Here is a 13,463-nt window from a genome sequence, read left to right as displayed (position 1 = left end):
CTGTTCGGTGCGTTCTACTACCTGCGCATCGTGAAGCTGATGTACTTCGATGCCCCGCAGGATTCGACGCCGATCTCGGGCGATTTCTGCAAGCGCACGATCCTCGTGCTGAACGGCCTGGCGGTCGTCGTGCTCGGCCTGATCCCGAGCCCGCTGCTGACTGCCTGCCTGCAGGCAATCCGTCACACGCTGCCGCTGTAATGTCGGCAGCCGGCTGGTTCATCGTGCTGTTGGCGCTCGTCTGCGCCAACCTGCCGTTCCTGAACCAACGCCTCTTCGCCGTCGTGCCGTTCGGCGCGACCAAGAAGAACGCGTGGGTGCGGATCGGCGAGCTGATCGTGCTGTACTTCGTCGTCGGCGCGCTCGGCTTCTGGCTCGAGTCGCGCGCCGGCAACCGCTTCGAACAGGGCTGGCAGTTTTACGCGATCACGTTCAGTCTCTTCGTCGTGTTCGCGTTTCCCGGCTTCACGTTCCAGTATCTCGTCAAACGACGCTGACGGCTTCGGCCGTCCGTCGTGCTCATTCAGGAGCCGCCGATGGCCGAACTACCCAATCACGACGCCGCACTGACCGAAACCTGCCTCGAGAGCGAGGCGATCTTCGAAGGCGCGTTCCTCAAGCTCAAGCGCGACACCGTCCGTCTGCCGGACGGCAAGAAGGCCACGCGCGAATACGTCCAGCACCCGGGTGCGGTGATGGTGATCCCGCTGTTCGACGACGGCCGCGTGCTGATGGAAAGCCAGTTCCGCTATCCGATCGGCAAGGTGATGGCCGAATTCCCGGCCGGCAAGCTCGACCCGAACGAAGGCGCGCTCGCGTGCGCGGTGCGCGAACTGCGCGAGGAAACCGGCTACACGGCGCGCGAGTACGTGTTCCTGGCCCGCATCCACCCGATCATTTCCTATTCGACCGAATTCATCGACCTGTACCTCGCGCGCGGGCTCACGGCCGGCGAGCGCAAGCTCGACGAAGGCGAATTCCTCGAAACCTTCACCGCGACGCTGGCAGATCTGCAGGAATGGGTGCGCACGGGCCAGATCTCCGACGTGAAGACGATCATTGGCACGATGTGGCTCGACAAGGTGCTGTCCGGCACGTGGCCGCTCGGGCCGGTCGTCACGCCCTGAGCACGGCGTCAGCGGCGGCCGGGGCACCGCGTTACAATCCCGTGATGTGGCGCATTCGCGCCGCGTGATCGCGATTTAGCACGATCGTTCACAAAACCGCTTTTTGCGCTACACTCGTCACACGCCCTGATTCAGCATGAAGGTCCTCGATTTACAGTGCCCGCACGGTCATCGGTTCGAAGGCTGGTTCGCTTCCGCCGATGAATTCGAAGCGCAGTTGTCCCGCAAGCTGGTCGAATGTCCGGTGTGCGGGACCACCGAGGTCAACCGTCTGCCGTCGGCGCCGCGCCTGAACCTGTCGGGCGCGACGCAGGCGCAGCCGGCCGATCCGCGTGCGCTGCAGGCGCAGGTGATGCGCGCGCTGCGCGAGGTGCTGGAGAAGACCGAGAACGTGGGCGAGCGCTTCGCCGAGGAAGCGCGGCGCATCCATTACAACGAGGCGCCCGCACGCAGCATTCGCGGCGTCACGACGCCAGAGGATGCGCAGTCCTTGGTCGAAGAAGGCATCGACGTGATGCCGCTGCCGATTCCAGCCGCGCTGAAAGAACCGCTGCAATGACGTACGCAGTGTGTCCTGGCCGGCCCGGACGGTCGCGGACAGGAGACACTGCGCATGGATCTGGATTATTCCCCCGCCGACGACGCGTTCCGCGTTGACGTCCGCGCCTGGCTCGAGGCCAACCTGCCTCACGCACTGCGCGCCAAGGTACTCGATCACAAGCGACTCGACCGCGAGGATTTCGCGAGCTGGCACCGGATTCTGGGCCAGCGCGGCTGGTCCGCACCCGCGTGGCCGGTCGAATATGGCGGCCCGGGCTGGAACGCGACGCAGCGGCACATCTGGGACGAGGAGTGCGCGCGGATCGGTGCGCCGACCGTGCTGCCGTTCGGGGTGTCGATGGTCGCGCCGGTCCTGATGAAATACGGCAGCGATGCGCAGAAGCGCCACTATCTGCCGCGTATTCTCGACGGCTCGGACTGGTGGTGCCAGGGTTATTCGGAGCCGGGTTCCGGGTCCGACCTCGCGTCGCTGCGCACGCGCGCCGAGCGCCACGGCGATCACTACGTCGTCAACGGCCAGAAGACCTGGACCACGCTCGGCCAGTACGCCGACATGATGTTCTGCCTCGTGCGCACCGATCCGGCCGCGAAGAAGCAGGAGGGCATCTCGTTCCTGCTGATCGACATGAAGACGCCCGGCATCACGGTGCGCCCGATCGTGATGCTCGACGAGGACCACGAGGTCAACGAGGTGTTCTTCGAGGACGTGAAGGTGCCGGTCGAGAATCTCGTCGGCGACGAGAACCGCGGCTGGACCTACGCGAAATACCTGCTTGGCCACGAGCGCACCGGCATCGCGCGCGTCGGCGCGTCGAAGCGGGAGCTTGCGTTCCTGAAGCGCGTCGCATCGAATCAGCGCAAGAACGGCAAGCCGTTGCTCGCCGATCCCGTGTTCGCCGCGAAGGTCGCAGCACTCGAAGTCGAGTTGATGGCGCTGGAAGTGACGGTGCTGCGCGTCGTCAGCCGCGAGACGAGCGGCAAGGGGCCCGGCCCCGAGGCGTCGATGCTGAAGATCAAGGGCACCGAGGTGCAGCAGGCGCTTACCGAGCTGATGGTCGAAGCGATCGGCCCGCTGGCCGCCCCATTCGACGTGCCGTTCCTCGACGGCGAGCGCGAGCACAGCATCGCGGGCGACGACGATGCGGCGCCGCTCGCCGCGTACTACTTCAATTACCGGAAGACGTCGATCTACGGCGGTTCGAACGAGATCCAGAAGAACATCATCGCGCAGATGATTCTGGGGCTGTGATCAGGGAACGGAGACAACCATGGATTTCAGCTTTACCGATGAGCAGCAGCAGTTCGCCGACGCGCTGCGCCGGTATCTCGGCGAGCAATATGGCTTCGAAGCGCGCCAGGCGATCGTGCGTAGCGATGCCGGTGTGTCGGACGCGCAGTGGCGCGCATTCACCGAACTCGGCTTGACCGCGTTGCCCGTGCCGGACGCACAGGGCGGCTTCGGCGGCGGCCCGGTCGACATGCTGGTCGTGATGCAGGAGCTGGGCCGCGCGCTCGTGATCGAGCCGTACTGGGCCACGGCGGTCGGCGTCGAGGCGTTGCGGATCGCCGGCTCCGGCGCAGGCGACGATGCCGCGCTGCTGGAGGCGGTCGCGCAAGGGCAAAAGCGCGTGGCGGTCGCATTCCACGAACCGCGGGCGCGCTACGATCTATACGAACTCGACACGCACGCACGCGAGCAGGGCGGCACGTACCGGCTGACCGGCGCCAAGTCGGTGGTTCAGCACGGCGCGCAGGCGCACGTGTGGATCGTGCCTGCGCGAATCGACGGTGGCGGCATCGGCCTCTTCGTCGTCGAACGCGATGCAGCGAACACGAAGGTGGTCGACTACCGGACCATCGACGGCCAGCGTGCCGCGACGATCACGTTCGACGACACGCCGGCCCGACTGCTGACGGGCGGTGCGCGCGACGCGGTGGCCCTCGAGCAGATCGCCGATTACGCGACCTTCCTGCTGTGCGCGGAAGCGGTTGGCGCGCTCGACGAGCTGAATCGCGCGACGGTCGAATATACGAAGACGCGCGAGCAGTTCGGCGTGCCGATCGCGCGTTTTCAGGCGCTGCAGCACCGGATGGTCGACATGCTGATCCATGCCGAGCAGGCGCGTTCACTGACCTATCTCGCGGCAGTGCGCTACGCGAACGGCGATGCCGATGCACGGCGCAAGGCCGTGTCGGCCGCGAAGGCCCGGGTCGGGGCGGCCGCGCGCTTCGTCGGCCAGCAGGCGGTCCAATTGCACGGCGGCATGGGCGTGACCAACGAGGTGGCCGCCGCGCACCTGTTCAAACGGCTGTCGATCATCGAGACGACGCTTGGCGATACCGATCATCACCTCGCCCGCATCACGGCGCTGCCCGATTTCGCGCAGACCGACGTAGCATGACGGTGACGCGCGAGCGCGTCAGACAAGGAGACTTATCAGTGGGCATCAGTTACGAAGATCTGGTGGTCGGCAGTACCACCGAAGTGGGCCGCTACACGTTCGAGCCGGACGACATCAAGACGTTCGCGAAGCGCTACGATCCGCAGCCGTTCCATGTCGACGAGGCAGCGGGGAAGGCCTCGCATTTCGGCGGGCTCGTCGCGAGCGGCTGGCATACGTGCTCGGTGTTCATGAGCCTGCTGGTTCAGAAGCTCGGGCCGGATTCGACCAGCATGGGCTCGCCGGGCATCGATTCGATCCGCTGGCTGAAGCCGGTGCGCGCCGGCGACACGATCACGATGTACCAGAAGGTGCACGACAAGCGCGTGTCGGAGAGCAAGCCCGATCGCGGCATCGTGTCGACCGAATGGGTCGGCGTGAACGAAGCCGGCGAGACGGTGATCAGCGTGCACACCAAGGTGATTTTCGGGCTGCGCCATCCGGGAGGCGCGAACCCATGACCGACGTGACCTTGCCGCTGATCGCCTCGGCCCAGGCGCTGCAGGCGCGGGTCGGCGCGGAGCCGCTCGCGAGCGGCTGGATCGAGATCGACCAGCCGCGCGTCGACGGTTTCGCCGACGCGACCGGCGATCATCAATGGATTCACGTCGACCCCGAACGCGCGCGGCGCGAGTCGCCGTTCGGCGGCCCGATCGCGCACGGATTCCTGACGCTGTCGCTGATTCCTGCGTTGATGACCGACGCAATGCGCTTCGAGCAGAAGATGGGCGTGAACTACGGCTTGAACCGCGTGCGGTTTTTGAAGCCGGTGCCGGTGGGGGCACGCGTGCGTGCATTGTTCGCGGTGAAGGAAACCGCCGACGCCGCGCGCGGCGGCATTCAGGTGACGTGGTCGGTATCGGTGCAGGTCGAGCGCCCCGACGCGCCGTTGCCGGTGTGCGCGGCGGAGTTCATCACGCTGCATTATTTCTGACGCACGGAGCGGCATGCACGGATGCCGCTCCGACCGCCACGTGCGTGTCAGCGCTTCGCGTATTGCGTTGCGCCGAACAGCACCTCGCGTGCCTTGTCGTCCTGCAGCGCCTTGCGCATCGACGCAAGCACTTCGACGCCGCGCTGCACGGCCGGTCGCGCGGCGATCGTCTCGTGCCAGCGCTTCACGTTCGGCAACGCGTCGAGCACGATGCCCTGGTTCTGCCATGAGCGTGTCCACGGGAACGTCGCAATGTCCGCGATCGTGTACGTGTCGCCCGCCAGATACTCGGATTCGCCGAGGCGCTTTTCCATCACGTTGTACAGGCGCTTCGCTTCGTTCGTATAGCGGTTGACCGCATACTCGATCTTCTCCGGCGCATAGAGGCGGAAGTGATGCGCCTGCCCGAGCATCGGGCCGACACCGCCCATCTGGAACATCAGCCACTCGAGCGTCGCATAGCGCGCGGCCGGATCGGTCGGCAGGAACTTGCCGGTCTTCTCCGCGAGGTAAATCAGGATCGCGCCCGATTCGAACAGCGAGATCGATTGGCCGCCGGGGCCCTCCGGATCCACGATTGCCGGGATCTTGTTGTTCGGGCTGATCTTCAGGAACTCGGGCTCGAACTGGTCGCCCGCACCGATATCGACCGGATGCGCACGATACGCGAGGCCGGTTTCCTCGAGCATGATGTGTACCTTGTGGCCGTTCGGGGTCGCCCAGCTATAGACGTCGATCATCGTCAACTCCTGTGTGGCATGCGCGAAAACGGCGCCGGCGGCGCCGCGACAGGCGGTCATTAGAGCATGGATCGACACGGGCTGCTGACGACGCAGACGCGCGTGCCGACGGGCAGGCCCGGCGGGGCCGGAGAGCATCGCCGACATGGCGTACGCGTCGGCGGGCCGCATCGGATGGACCCGGCGGCGTGGCGTCGGTTCGAAGTCCGACGCGGTGGATCAGCGCTTGTAGCGCGGCTGACGCTTCTCGAGAAAAGCGGTGATGCCTTCGAGCCCGTCCGCATGATGCAGCGACGCGACGAAATGATCGCGCTCGGTGCCGAGGTGCGCGTCCAGCGGTTGCGCGGTCGCGTCGTCGAGCAGCGACTTGATGCGCGTGAGCGCATTCGGCGAGATGCCGGCGAGTGCGTCGGCCCAGGCCAGTGCGTCGCTCAATGCGGTGCCTGGCGCGGCGAGCCGGTTGACGACGCCGAGCGCATGCAGGCGTTCGGCGGCGACCGGTTTGCCTTCGAACAGGATTTCGGCCGCGATCGCACGCGGCAGCGCGCGGGCGAGAAACCACGAGCCGCCGCCGTCGGGCGTCAGGCCGACGCGCGCATACGACATCACGAATTTCGCATCGTGTGCGGCGACGATCAGGTCGCACGCGAGCGCGAGCGAGAAGCCCGCGCCGGCCGCGGCGCCTTCGACGGCCGCGATCACCGGTTTCGTCGATGCGCGGATCGCCGTGACCCATGCCGCGAGCTGATCGATGCTGTCGGCCTGGAAGGACGGATCCTTCGAGCGATTCTCGAGCAGCCGGTTCAGGTTGCCGCCGGCGCAGAAGAAGCGATCGGCGCCCGTCAGCACGACGGCGCGAATCGCCGGATCGCGCTCGGCGGTGGCGAGCGCTTCGATGCCCGCCGCGTACATGTCGGGATGCAGCGCGTTGCGCGCGCCAGGATTGGACAGCGTGAGGACGAGCGTCGATTCGCTCTCGGGCGGACGCGAGGCCAGCAGTTCAGCACTCATGCGAGCGTGTCTCCATCGGGTGGCGCGGCGACGACGCCGCGTGTGTCGTGCGGACGGCCAGAGCCGACGCCGCAGTGGATGTAATGTTGTCGTGACGAACGCAAAACTTGCTTTAGACTAGCACGAACGTGCTTTTCGGCGTGATGAATCCCGATGCGGCTGGCGTCGATGCGGCCGCCCCTGAGCAAGGAAGGAGACTTCGATGTTACAGCTGTGCGGTATTCCGTTGTCCAACTACTACAACAAGGTGAAGTTCGTCCTGCTCGAGCACGACATTCCGTTCGAGGAAGCGGTGTGCGGTTTGCCGATCAGCGATCCGGCGCAGCTTGCCGATTCGCCGCTCGGCAAGATTCCGTTCCTGAAGACCGAAGAGGGGGCGCTGTTCGAGTCGCAGGCGATCATCGAATACCTGGCGGCGCGCTATCCCGAGAAAGGCATTTTCCCCACGAGCCCGTTCGCGGCGGCGAAGGTGCGCGAACTGGTCGAGACGCTCGAGCTGTATCTCGAATGGATGGCGCGCGAGGTGTACACGGAAGCGTTTTTCGGCGGCAAGGTGAGCGACGGGATGAAGGCGCACGTCGAGAAGCGCCTGCCCCGCGCGATCGATGCATTCAAGCAGATGACACGGTTTTCGCCGTATGTGCTCGGCGACTCGTTCGGCCTCGCCGACATCGCCGCGTGGGTCCATCTGCCGGTCATCGGCATGGCGACGAAGGCCATATACGGGCGCGATTTCCTGCTCGATGCAGGCATCGACTGGAAGGGGCACGCCAAGATGGTGAGTGAACGCCCTGCCGCGCAGCGCGTGGCCGCCGAGCGCAAGGCGTATGTCGAAGCGGCGAACGTCGCGCGTTCGTAACCGCGGTTCTCGAAGGGCGGCGTGCGGCCGCCCGTGCGGGGCTTACAGGCGGGCCAGCCGTTCGAGCGCGGACGCGAGCGTGCTTTCCTGCTTCGCGAAGCAGAAGCGCATGACGCCCGATTCGTGCGGCTCGTGATAGAACGCCGACACCGGAATGGCGGCCACGCCGATCTCCGACGTGAGCCACTTCGAGAATTCCGCTTCGGGCAGGTCGCTGATCGCCGAGTAATCGACGCACTGGAAGTACGTGCCCGTGCACGGCAGCAGCTTGAAGCGCGTGCGCTCGAGGCCGGCCCGGAAGAAGTCGCGCTTGCGCTGATAGAAGCCCGCGAGCGACAGGTACGGCGCCGGGTCCCGCAGGTAGTCGGCGAGCCCGATCTGCATCGGCGTGTTCACCGTGAACACGTTGAACTGGTGGACCTTGCGGAATTCCGCGGTCAGCGCGGCAGGCGCCGCGACGTAACCGACCTTCCAGCCCGTCACGTGATAGGTCTTGCCGAAGCTCGACACGATGAAGCTGCGCGCGGCGAGTTCCGGATAGCGCGCGACGCTCTCGTGGCGCGCGCCGTCGTAGACCATGTGCTCGTAGACCTCGTCGGACAGGATCAGCACGTTGGTGCCGCGCACGATGTCCTCGAGCTTGCGCATGTCCGCCTCGCGCCACACGGTGCCCGTCGGGTTGTGCGGCGTGTTGATCAGGATCATCCGCGTTTTCGGCGTGATCGCGGCCGCGAGACGGTCGAACGGGATCGCGTAGTCGGGCGCCTCCAGCGTGACGAACACGGGCTTGCCGCCGGCGAGTTCGATCGACGGCAGATAGCTGTCGTAGGTTGGCTCGACCACGATCACTTCGTCGCCCGGATGCACCGCGCACAGGATCGCCGTCAGCAGCGCCTGGGTCGCGCCGGCCGTCACGGTGATTTCGGTGGCCGGATCGTAGCGCCGGCCGTACACCTGCGCGATCTTGTCGGCGATCGCGTCGCGCAGCGGCGCGACGCCGGCCATCGGCGGGTACTGGTTGTGCCCGTTGCGCATCGCGGCGGCGACTGCATCGACGATGCGCGGATCGCAATCGAAATCCGGAAAGCCCTGGCCGAGGTTCACCGCACCTTTTTCGGCGGCAAGCGCGCTCATGATCGTGAAGATCGTCGTGCCGACGTTCGGCAGGCGCGAGGGGAAAACGGGAGTCGTTGGCATATCTGAAGGAGCGTTCATCGATACGGTCGAATTCGGATTGGGGCGTCAGGCCGGCGTCGCCGTGGCGGGCGGCGCGGCATCGAGTGCGCAGGCTTCGGCAAACGGCGCGGGTTGCGCGATTCGGAAACCGAAGTCGCGTGCGGTGCGTTTCGCGAGCTTCAGCAGCGCGCGGTCTTTCGACACGAGCCAATCGGCCTGCGCGGCGCGGGCGAGTTCGAGAAATTTCTGATCGTCGCGGTCCTTGCACTTCGGCAGCGGCGGCGCGTCGGCGTCGATGGGCGGCGGTTCGACGAGGCTCGCGAGCCGGGCGACCGTTGCGAGCGCGGCCGCCTTGTCGATCGCGCGCGACTGGAACTGCGGATAGTCGAGCACGTATTCGAGTTCGGTCAGGCAGCGGCCGTCGATCACGGCGGCCAGCGTGCCGTGCTCCAGCGCGGCACGGATCGGGCGCGTGGCGGGGTCGTCGAATACGAGAATGTCGATCCAGACGTTCGAGTCGAGCACGACGCGGTGTGCGGCATGCGGGGCGAGAGAGCGGGTCATTCGTTACAATCGGTGGTTTTCGTCTGACCGCAAGGCACGGCGTGCCAGCGAGCCTCTATGATAATCGTTCTCTCTCCCGCCAAATCCCTCGACTACGAGACGCCCGCGCATGTCGAGTCTTACACGAAGCCTGCATTCGTCGACGACGCGTCGGAGCTGATCGACGGCCTGCGCAAGCTGTCGCCGCAGGACATCGCCACGCTGATGGATATCTCCGATCCGCTCGCGCGCCTGAACTTCCAGCGCTACGCCGACTGGTCGCCGACCTTCACGCCGGCCAACGCGAAGCAGGCCGTGCTGGCGTTCAACGGCGACGTCTACGAGGGGTTCGACGCGAAATCGCTGTCGTCCACCGATCTCGACTATGCGCAGCAGCACGTGCGCGTGCTGTCGGGCCTGTACGGGCTGCTGCGCCCGCTCGATCTGCTGCAGCCGTATCGGCTCGAGATGGGCACGCGGTTCGCGAACGCGCGCGGCAAGGATCTGTATGCGTTCTGGGGCGACCGCATCACGCGGGCACTGAACGAGCAGCTCGAGACGCGCAGCGGTGCGGCGCGCGTGCTCGTCAACTGCGCGTCGACCGAATACTTCAAGTCGGTCAAGCCGAAGCTGCTGGCCGCACCGGTCATCACGCCGGTATTCGAGGACTGGAAGGGCGGACGCTACAAGATCATCAGCTTCCATGCGAAACGCGCGCGTGGCCTGATGGCGCGTTTCGTCGTCGAGAACCGTATTACCGACCCGAAGGCGCTGAAGGAATTCGCGACGGATGGTTATGCGTTCGATGCGGCTGCGTCGAACGATTCGACTTACGTATATCGCCGGCGCGTCGGCGAGTAACCCTGCCGGCGTTCACGAGACGGCCGGCGCTTATGAGGCCGGACAGGCGGTACACCGTCTGCTTCGGTCGCGAGCTTTGCATGGGACTGGTGTAAGCGCCAAAGCGCTAACTCCGGTCGACAAAGGAGAGATAGATGGCCCTTTCGATCACCAGTAATTTCGACGCAGGCGCAATCGACGTCGTGTCGTGCGACAGCCCCGACGCGATCCGGCTGCGCGTGCGCGGCGACAATCGTTCGGAGTTCGCGCAATGGTTTTACTACCGCTTGACGGGTGCGCGCGGCGAGCGATGCGTGATGACGTTCGAGAACGCAGCCGAATGCGCGTATCCGTCGGGCTGGCGCAACTACCACGCGGTGGCGAGCTACGACCGGGTCGACTGGTTCCGCGTGCCGACGACGTTCGACGGCAAGACGATGACCATCGACCATACGCCGGAGTTCGACAGCATCTACTACGCGTATTTCGAACCGTACTCGGAAGAGCGTCACGCGGCGTTTCTCGGTGCGGTCCAGCAGTTGCCGCAGGCGAGCGTCGTCGAGCTCGGCCGTACGGTCGAAGGCCGTCCGATGTCGCTGCTGACGCTCGGCACGCCGGAAACCGATGGTGCGCCGAAGAAGAAGGTGTGGATCATCGCGCGTCAGCATCCGGGCGAATCGATGGCCGAGTGGTTCGTCGAAGGCCTGGTCAAGCGGCTGGCCGGATGGGGCGACTGGGCTGGCGATCCGGTTGCGCGCAAGCTCTACGATCGCGCGACGTTCTACATCGTCCCGAACATGAACCCGGACGGCAGCGTGCACGGTAACCTGCGCACCAATGCGGCCGGCGCGAACCTGAACCGCGAGTGGATGGCACCCGATGCCGAGCGCAGCCCCGAAGTGCTGGCCGTGCGCGATGCGATCCACGCGATCGGTTGCGACATGTTCTTCGACATTCACGGCGACGAGGATCTGCCGTACGTGTTCGTCGCCGGCTCGGAGATGCTGCCGAGCTTTACCGAGCAGCAGGGCAAGGAGCAGGCTGCGTTCATCGACGCGTTCAAGGTCGCAAGCCCCGACTTCCAGACCGAGCATGGCTACGCGGCGAGCAAGTACAAGGAAGATGCGCTGAAGCTCGCGTCGAAGTACATCGGCCACCAGTTCGGCTGTCTGTCGTTGACGCTCGAAATGCCGTTCAAGGACAACGCGAACCTGCCCGACGAGCGCGTCGGCTGGAACGGCGAGCGCAGCGCGGCGCTCGGCGCGGCGATGCTCGCCGCGATCCTGGTGCACATCGACACGTTCGGTTAAGCACGGCCGTCGTCGCATGAAAAAAGCCGACGCATCTTGCGATGCGTCGGCTTTTTTGCTGCTGTCGTTGCCGCTCCGTCGTATCAGGACTTCTTCGCGGTTTTTTTCTTCACGGCTTTCTTCTGGCCACTTGATTTCTTCGTCGCGACGGCCTTCTTGCTGCCGGTGCGACCCGATGCCTTCGCCTTGGCCTTGCCGCGATGCGACTTGCCCTTGAACTTCTTCGTCGAAGACGACGAGCGCTCGACGCGTGGCTTCAGCGGCGGAACCGGGTCGTTCCAGCTGAACGCGAGCATTTGCTGGCCGACGTAGCCGCAACGGAATTTCAGCGGCGTCGGATCGCTGCCGTTGCTGTGGATGCCGAGCCCGTCGACGGTGACGATGTTGTCGACCTTCACGCGCTGCTTGCCCTGGTCGAACGAGTCGTTCCACGGCGTGATCGTCGCGTTGCCGCTGTCGAATGCGTTCGGCGCGAAGTCGACGCGGTCGAACGCCGTCGACGTGCTGGCGATGAAGCTGCCGTGCGCCGCACAATCGGCGGCGAGCGGATCGGCATGCATCTCGTTGACGAATTTGTTGATCAGTTCGGAGCGCTGGTCGAGCAGATCGGCGAATACCGGTGCGGGAAGCGCAAGCGACAGGCCCGCGATACAGGCTGCCAGCTTGCCGAGCGCCCGGAAAATCCGGAGCGAGGCAGGAGAGCTGTCCATCTGGTTATTGGTGAGGAGCGAAGGAGACATCGGGCACGTATAGATGCCCGATGAAGAACAGGAGTTCAATCTTAGCGTAAAAAAGTTGTGCAGCAGTAGGTGGCGTATTCGGCGCGCGCCGCGGAAGTACCGCCGGTACGCGTGTGCGCCGAGCCGATCAGGGGGATTTTCAGGCGCGCGGGCCGCCGAGGCGGTAGCGCCGGACGTCGAAGGTCGTGACCCACGCGGGGCGATAGACGGCGATGAGTGCCGTTGCCATGCCGGTGAACCATGCTTCGCCGAGCGCCAGCAGTGCGGTGTTCAGCAGATAGCCGGCCGGAATCACGACGGGCACGCCGTCGGCGAGTGCGAGCTGGACACCTGCCGCCGCGGCGGCGACCGCGACGATCGCGATGGCCGGCGACAGGAAGCCCTGCCCGGTGATGAACGAGGCGAGGTTATGCGGTAGCCAGGCGAGCGCGGCGCGTTGCAGCAACGCCGACACGCCGACAGGCAGCGCACCGTAGATCAGATAGGTCAGGCCGATGCCTTGCCACGGCGCGTCAAAGATGACCGCGGCAATCGCCGTGACGGCGCCCATCGCGACCAGCGCGAGTGTCCAGTCGAACAGCGTGACGAGCAGGGTGGCGCCAAGCAGATGCATGACGATGCCATCCTCGAGCCATGCGTTCGAGGCCCACAGGACCGTGATCGCGGTGACGAGCGCGAGCCACACGTGCTGAAGCGTGGCGTCTTGCAGACGTACGAACGGGCGATTCCAGATCGCGAGCGCGAGCAGGGCCACGGCGGCGATCCAGCCACCGATGCCAACCCAGAGCGGAAGCGGTGTGAAAAGAAAACCCATGCGTCCATATTACTCGTTGAGCATCAAAGGTGGGAATCTGCACATGCCCGATCGTCGCAATATCGAGACTGTTTGCCTAGCGTCCGCGCCGGAACCGTGGCCGCGGTTCGGCGGCGAGCGGCAGGTCCTGCGTGCCGGCATGGGCGGTAGGCAACGGGTACGGACGGTCATGCCGTTGTGTACGCAGCGGAACCGGGCCGTGTTCGCCGATGGCCGGTTTGCGGGTGCGGTTGCGGTTCGCCAGCAGCACCTCGAGATGGGGCGACAGCCAGCCGTTGTAGATCGCGACGGCGGCGGCGCGGTTTGCTGCGCCGAGCTGCTGGAAGATGCTCGCGAGGTGGATCTTCACGGTGCCTTCGCTGATGCC

At 65.5% G+C, this 13,463-nt stretch carries 17 protein-coding genes and 1 pseudogene; 11 read left to right on the top strand and 7 right to left on the bottom strand.

Annotated features, from left to right (window positions below; translation table 11 throughout):
* The 8 genes and pseudogenes from JMF90_RS05995 to JMF90_RS05960 all read left to right on the top strand — a co-directional run.
* A pseudogene (locus tag JMF90_RS05995) lies at positions 1 to 201 on the top strand (NADH:ubiquinone oxidoreductase subunit N); the annotation flags it as partial.
* Positions 201 to 497 carry a DUF2818 family protein gene (locus JMF90_RS05990; RefSeq protein WP_006478276.1) on the top strand — a complete coding sequence of 99 codons (297 nt, stop codon included), beginning with the start codon at positions 201 to 203 and terminating at the stop codon, positions 495 to 497. The pseudogene JMF90_RS05995 and the gene JMF90_RS05990, both read left to right, overlap by 1 nt.
* Positions 498 to 536: 39 nt before the next feature.
* Positions 537 to 1,127: an NUDIX domain-containing protein gene (locus tag JMF90_RS05985; protein WP_006478277.1), complete on the top strand. Its 591-nt coding sequence runs from the start codon at positions 537 to 539 to the stop codon at positions 1,125 to 1,127.
* Between the two features lie 136 nt (positions 1,128 to 1,263).
* Positions 1,264 to 1,686, top strand: coding sequence for a DUF1178 family protein (locus tag JMF90_RS05980; protein ID WP_006478278.1), 423 nt, complete (start codon positions 1,264 to 1,266; stop codon positions 1,684 to 1,686).
* 54 nt (positions 1,687 to 1,740) lie between these two features.
* Positions 1,741 to 2,937, top strand: coding sequence for an acyl-CoA dehydrogenase family protein (locus JMF90_RS05975; protein WP_011545811.1), 1,197 nt, complete (start codon positions 1,741 to 1,743; stop codon positions 2,935 to 2,937).
* Between the two features lie 19 nt (positions 2,938 to 2,956).
* Entirely contained in the window at positions 2,957 to 4,090 is a 1,134-nt protein-coding gene (locus JMF90_RS05970; RefSeq protein ID WP_011545810.1) for an acyl-CoA dehydrogenase family protein, read from the top strand.
* A 38-nt stretch (positions 4,091 to 4,128) separates the two neighbouring features.
* Entirely contained in the window at positions 4,129 to 4,590 is a 462-nt protein-coding gene (locus tag JMF90_RS05965) for a MaoC family dehydratase (RefSeq protein ID WP_012328898.1), read from the top strand.
* Positions 4,587 to 5,063, top strand: coding sequence for a MaoC family dehydratase (locus JMF90_RS05960; RefSeq protein WP_006496999.1), 477 nt, complete (start codon positions 4,587 to 4,589; stop codon positions 5,061 to 5,063). Before JMF90_RS05965 ends, JMF90_RS05960 begins: the two co-directional genes overlap by 4 nt.
* Positions 5,064 to 5,110: 47 nt before the next feature.
* Here JMF90_RS05960 and JMF90_RS05955 read toward each other — a convergent pair whose 3' ends face one another.
* Both JMF90_RS05955 and JMF90_RS05950 read right to left on the bottom strand, forming a co-directional pair.
* Positions 5,111 to 5,803, bottom strand: a complete 693-nt coding sequence (locus tag JMF90_RS05955; protein WP_054928012.1) for a glutathione binding-like protein — start codon at positions 5,801 to 5,803, stop codon at positions 5,111 to 5,113.
* 219 nt (positions 5,804 to 6,022) lie between these two features.
* Positions 6,023 to 6,814, bottom strand: a complete 792-nt coding sequence (locus tag JMF90_RS05950; RefSeq protein WP_012328896.1) for an oxepin-CoA hydrolase, alternative type — start codon at positions 6,812 to 6,814, stop codon at positions 6,023 to 6,025.
* Between the two features lie 202 nt (positions 6,815 to 7,016).
* Here JMF90_RS05950 and JMF90_RS05945 point away from each other — a divergent pair, with 202 nt between their 5' ends.
* Positions 7,017 to 7,673 (top strand): glutathione S-transferase, encoded by a 657-nt coding sequence (locus JMF90_RS05945; protein WP_054928007.1) that lies wholly within the window; start codon positions 7,017 to 7,019, stop codon positions 7,671 to 7,673.
* A 42-nt stretch (positions 7,674 to 7,715) separates the two neighbouring features.
* Here the strand turns inward: JMF90_RS05945 and JMF90_RS05940 are convergent, their stop codons facing one another.
* Positions 7,716 to 8,888: a pyridoxal phosphate-dependent aminotransferase gene (locus JMF90_RS05940; RefSeq protein ID WP_054928006.1), complete on the bottom strand. Its 1,173-nt coding sequence runs from the start codon at positions 8,886 to 8,888 to the stop codon at positions 7,716 to 7,718.
* Between the two features lie 27 nt (positions 8,889 to 8,915).
* A complete protein-coding gene (locus JMF90_RS05935) occupies positions 8,916 to 9,413 on the bottom strand; it encodes a putative toxin-antitoxin system toxin component, PIN family (protein ID WP_054928005.1) in 498 nt (165 codons plus the stop codon).
* A 57-nt stretch (positions 9,414 to 9,470) separates the two neighbouring features.
* Between JMF90_RS05935 and yaaA the strand changes: the two genes are divergently transcribed.
* Positions 9,471 to 10,253 carry a peroxide stress protein YaaA gene (gene yaaA, locus JMF90_RS05930; protein ID WP_054928004.1) on the top strand — a complete coding sequence of 261 codons (783 nt, stop codon included), beginning with the start codon at positions 9,471 to 9,473 and terminating at the stop codon, positions 10,251 to 10,253.
* Positions 10,254 to 10,387: 134 nt separating this feature from the next.
* Positions 10,388 to 11,542: a M14-type cytosolic carboxypeptidase gene (locus JMF90_RS05925; protein WP_011545803.1), complete on the top strand. Its 1,155-nt coding sequence runs from the start codon at positions 10,388 to 10,390 to the stop codon at positions 11,540 to 11,542.
* Positions 11,543 to 11,625: 83 nt separating this feature from the next.
* Here the strand turns inward: JMF90_RS05925 and JMF90_RS05920 are convergent, their stop codons facing one another.
* The 3 genes from JMF90_RS05920 to JMF90_RS05910 form a co-directional block, all read right to left on the bottom strand.
* Entirely contained in the window at positions 11,626 to 12,282 is a 657-nt protein-coding gene (locus tag JMF90_RS05920; RefSeq protein ID WP_011545802.1) for a BspC domain-containing protein, read from the bottom strand.
* A 139-nt stretch (positions 12,283 to 12,421) separates the two neighbouring features.
* On the bottom strand, positions 12,422 to 13,096 hold the full coding sequence (locus JMF90_RS05915; protein WP_011545801.1) for an energy-coupling factor ABC transporter permease: 675 nt from the start codon (positions 13,094 to 13,096) through the stop codon (positions 12,422 to 12,424).
* A gap of 76 nt (positions 13,097 to 13,172) precedes the next feature.
* Positions 13,173 to 13,463 (bottom strand): LuxR C-terminal-related transcriptional regulator (locus tag JMF90_RS05910; protein ID WP_236597951.1); only part of this gene is annotated, 291 nt, incomplete at its 5' end.

Origin of the sequence: Burkholderia sp. E168m23 (genome assembly GCF_016586125.1) — a bacterium.
In the GTDB taxonomy this organism is placed as follows: domain Bacteria; phylum Pseudomonadota; class Gammaproteobacteria; order Burkholderiales; family Burkholderiaceae; genus Burkholderia; species Burkholderia orbicola.
This window is presented reverse-complemented; position numbering and strand designations above follow the sequence as displayed.

Excerpts from the sequence above, each read along its gene's own strand:
- JMF90_RS05980 (WP_006478278.1), top strand. The coding sequence starts at position 1,264 with ATGAAGGTCCTCGATTTACAGTGCCCGCACGGTCATCGGTTCGAAGGC.
- JMF90_RS05915 (WP_011545801.1), bottom strand. The coding sequence starts at position 13,096 with ATGGGTTTTCTTTTCACACCGCTTCCGCTCTGGGTTGGCATCGGTGGC.
- JMF90_RS05935 (WP_054928005.1), bottom strand. The coding sequence starts at position 9,413 with ATGACCCGCTCTCTCGCCCCGCATGCCGCACACCGCGTCGTGCTCGAC.
- JMF90_RS05960 (WP_006496999.1), top strand. The coding sequence starts at position 4,587 with ATGACCGACGTGACCTTGCCGCTGATCGCCTCGGCCCAGGCGCTGCAG.
- JMF90_RS05920 (WP_011545802.1), bottom strand. The coding sequence starts at position 12,282 with ATGTCTCCTTCGCTCCTCACCAATAACCAGATGGACAGCTCTCCTGCC.
- JMF90_RS05970 (WP_011545810.1), top strand. The coding sequence starts at position 2,957 with ATGGATTTCAGCTTTACCGATGAGCAGCAGCAGTTCGCCGACGCGCTG.
- JMF90_RS05925 (WP_011545803.1), top strand. The coding sequence starts at position 10,388 with ATGGCCCTTTCGATCACCAGTAATTTCGACGCAGGCGCAATCGACGTC.
- yaaA (WP_054928004.1), top strand. The coding sequence starts at position 9,471 with ATGATAATCGTTCTCTCTCCCGCCAAATCCCTCGACTACGAGACGCCC.
- JMF90_RS05990 (WP_006478276.1), top strand. The coding sequence starts at position 201 with ATGTCGGCAGCCGGCTGGTTCATCGTGCTGTTGGCGCTCGTCTGCGCC.
- JMF90_RS05985 (WP_006478277.1), top strand. The coding sequence starts at position 537 with ATGGCCGAACTACCCAATCACGACGCCGCACTGACCGAAACCTGCCTC.
- JMF90_RS05955 (WP_054928012.1), bottom strand. The coding sequence starts at position 5,803 with ATGATCGACGTCTATAGCTGGGCGACCCCGAACGGCCACAAGGTACAC.
- JMF90_RS05950 (WP_012328896.1), bottom strand. The coding sequence starts at position 6,814 with ATGAGTGCTGAACTGCTGGCCTCGCGTCCGCCCGAGAGCGAATCGACG.
- JMF90_RS05945 (WP_054928007.1), top strand. The coding sequence starts at position 7,017 with ATGTTACAGCTGTGCGGTATTCCGTTGTCCAACTACTACAACAAGGTG.
- JMF90_RS05940 (WP_054928006.1), bottom strand. The coding sequence starts at position 8,888 with ATGAACGCTCCTTCAGATATGCCAACGACTCCCGTTTTCCCCTCGCGC.
- JMF90_RS05975 (WP_011545811.1), top strand. The coding sequence starts at position 1,741 with ATGGATCTGGATTATTCCCCCGCCGACGACGCGTTCCGCGTTGACGTC.